The sequence below is a fragment of the Salinivibrio sp. IB872 genome (assembly GCF_001995345.1).
Lineage (GTDB): Bacteria > Pseudomonadota > Gammaproteobacteria > Enterobacterales > Vibrionaceae > Salinivibrio > Salinivibrio proteolyticus.
The window spans coordinates 1-2,349 of sequence record NZ_MUFO01000091.1; the positions used below are offsets into that span (position 1 = coordinate 1).

General features: G+C 47.7%; 4 protein-coding genes and 1 pseudogene. 4 read left to right on the plus strand and 1 reads right to left on the minus strand.

The features are described 5' to 3' along the window. The first annotated feature begins 144 nt into the window (after window positions 1-144). The 4 genes and pseudogenes from BZJ18_RS16865 to BZJ18_RS16880 all read left to right on the plus strand — a co-directional run bounded on the left by BZJ18_RS16865 (window position 145) and on the right by BZJ18_RS16880 (window position 1,634). Window positions 145-546 (plus strand): GFA family protein, encoded by a 402-nt coding sequence (locus BZJ18_RS16865; protein WP_069586789.1) that lies wholly within the window; start codon window positions 145-147, stop codon window positions 544-546. Window positions 547-557: 11 nt separating this feature from the next. Continuing rightward, window positions 558-1,070, plus strand: coding sequence for a GNAT family N-acetyltransferase (locus tag BZJ18_RS16870; protein ID WP_158011302.1), 513 nt, complete (start codon window positions 558-560; stop codon window positions 1,068-1,070). A gap of 12 nt (window positions 1,071-1,082) precedes the next feature. Then, window positions 1,083-1,254: pseudogene (locus BZJ18_RS17665) on the plus strand (methyl-accepting chemotaxis protein); the annotation flags it as partial. A gap of 122 nt (window positions 1,255-1,376) precedes the next feature. Then, the gene (locus BZJ18_RS16880) at window positions 1,377-1,634 is read left to right on the plus strand and encodes a glutathione S-transferase N-terminal domain-containing protein (RefSeq protein WP_077458510.1); all 258 of its coding nucleotides are present in this window, start codon (window positions 1,377-1,379) and stop codon (window positions 1,632-1,634) included. A gap of 90 nt (window positions 1,635-1,724) precedes the next feature. Here BZJ18_RS16880 and BZJ18_RS17335 read toward each other — a convergent pair whose 3' ends face one another. Next, window positions 1,725-1,874, minus strand: a complete 150-nt coding sequence (locus BZJ18_RS17335) for a hypothetical protein (RefSeq protein ID WP_158011303.1) — start codon at window positions 1,872-1,874, stop codon at window positions 1,725-1,727. Window positions 1,875-2,349: the final 475 nt, after the last annotated feature.

A 2,349-nucleotide genomic window follows, 5' to 3' on the forward strand; every position in this document is an offset into this window, starting at 1 on the left:
TATCAGCATTATCAGGCATAACGATCGCTTTGTTTCTAGTGTTTTTATACACTGGCGTTTATCAGCATTATCAGGCATAACGATCGCTTTGTTTCTAGTGTTTTTATACACTGGCGTTAAATTCGTTGGACAAGGATAAAGCTGATGAAAACGCTTAAAGCGAGTTGCCTGTGCGGAAAAATACACCTCTCTTTCCCGGATGAATTTCTTTATATGGGGAATTGCCATTGCTCTGAGTGCCGCAAATTTACTGGCGCTGATTATTCATCCGTGGGTGGCATTGAAAAGAGTAAAGTGGCTATTGTGTCGGGCGCGTCAGATATCCGCTATTACCCCAAAAGTGACGAAACCGAACTTGCCTTTTGCGCGCACTGCGGAGCCAGTTTGTTTTCACACAAAGTGAAGAAAGGGCTTTTCAATATTCGGCTTGGCATCCTCGATACGGCACCGCGCCATGCCCCGGACTTTCACATTCATATCGCGTCCAAAGCGCCTTGGCACTCGCCCAATGAAGCGTTGAAACAATTCGAACATGGACCTGACTGATGGGAGAGACTATGCAACTGTTAGTGCGCCCTCTTACGACCCACGATCGAGAGGCGTTACTCGCGTTTGAGCAGACTAATCGAACCTATTTTGAAACCTTCGTTGATAGTCGCGGAGACGCCTTTTATAGCCTCGATGGCGTTGCTGAGCATATTGAGTCACTGCTTATGCTTAACGCGCAAAACGAACACATTCCTATGCTGATTACTGATGCGAGCCAAGCCATTATTGGTCGCGTTAATATTAGTCAAATTGATGCGGTATCAGGGACAGGGTCGTTAGGCTATCGCATAGCTGAGGAGCAAACGGGTAAAGGCGTGGCCTCTCGCGCGGTCAAATATGCGTTAGATGTTGCGCGTGAGTATGGGCTAAATACATTGCATGCGCTGGCTGCGACCACCAATATTGCTTCTCAAACCGTACTAACACGCAATGGCTTTATTGAATGTGGCACGGTATCGAATATCGCCCGTGTCGCTGGGCACAATATCGATGGTGTCTGTTACCAAAAGGCGCTGGATTGATTTTAACCGTACTTACTCGTCCTCAATGCGGCAGATTGCATCTGCTCGAGCTGGGGATGCGGGCCGAGGATTTGCTGTGGTAGCGGATGAGGTACGTGCGCTGGCACAAAAAACCACCGCATCGGCGTCAGAAATCAGTGGCCTCATTGATGAAACCCGTACACTCGTCGAGCGGTTGTCGCAATTTAGTGCCAACAAAGCGAGTTGATGACTAGCATCAATACCGTCTTCAATGCCATCATTAGGGAAAAACGATGACAGTAAACAGCGGCACACCCATGGCCGCTCTTTCACAAAGGAAACATGATGGCTGATTTGAACGCACTAAGCTTGTATCACAAAGAACACTGCCCATTTTGTCATAAAGTTCGTGCGGTGATGGCGGAGTTAAAGCTCGATATCCCGCTGGTGGATATGAATTCGAATGCACAAGAGTGGCAGCGCCTACAAACCGAAGGCGGCAAAGGCATGGTACCTTGTCTGCGTATCGACCAAGGCGGTGAGACGCACTGGATGTATGAGTCAGACGATATCATTGAGTACTTGCGCGACAACTTCGCGTAAGTTGCTGGCTTGATACTGAAAGGGACATCGCTTGGGTGATGTCCCCTTCATTCGTTGTGCAATCACTCGATGCCAATGCCTCCACCTTCTTCAACACCCTGTGTGATTTGTCAGCATCAACGCCCGCTGACCTTCCATCACCTGATCCCGAAAACCTGCCATAACAATAAGTGGTTTACCAAACGCTTTTCCCGCGCCTACATGCGCGAGCATGGTCTCTGGGTATGCCGACGTTGCCACGCCTTTATCCATCGTCAATTCAGTGAAAAGCAGTTAGGCCGCTCCTACCACACACTTGATCTGTTGCTCGCAGAACCTGTCATCCAAGATTATGTGACTTGGGCTCGAAAACAGCGATCTTGATGATTTCCTGGCAATCTCCTCTAGTCGTTTGTCGACAATATAGTGTTTCTCGACAATACAATCTGGCTTCAAAAATGCCGATTTAGATATGACAACCATATTGACTCATCGTTAATCTGACCGTAAAGCAACTTCTTGCCTCGCCGAGCAAAAACTTGCTTGTGGCGTGCAAAAAATTGGTCAGTGAGAGAGTAAAGTACTGAATTATATGACTAAAAAAGCTGGCATGCATTTCGCTATATGGGATGGCGAACAGAGGCACCGACTGGACAGCCTCTTCCATTAATTAGAAAGGAGCGATTATGCCAACGCCATGTTATATCTCGATTGAAGGTGAAACTCAGGGTTTGAT

Coding starts and splice junctions, on each gene's coding strand:
- BZJ18_RS16865 (WP_069586789.1), top strand. CDS start 145: ATGAAAACGCTTAAAGCGAGTTGCCTGTGCGGAAAAATACACCTCTCT.
- BZJ18_RS16870 (WP_158011302.1), top strand. CDS start 558: ATGCAACTGTTAGTGCGCCCTCTTACGACCCACGATCGAGAGGCGTTA.
- BZJ18_RS16880 (WP_077458510.1), top strand. CDS start 1,377: ATGGCTGATTTGAACGCACTAAGCTTGTATCACAAAGAACACTGCCCA.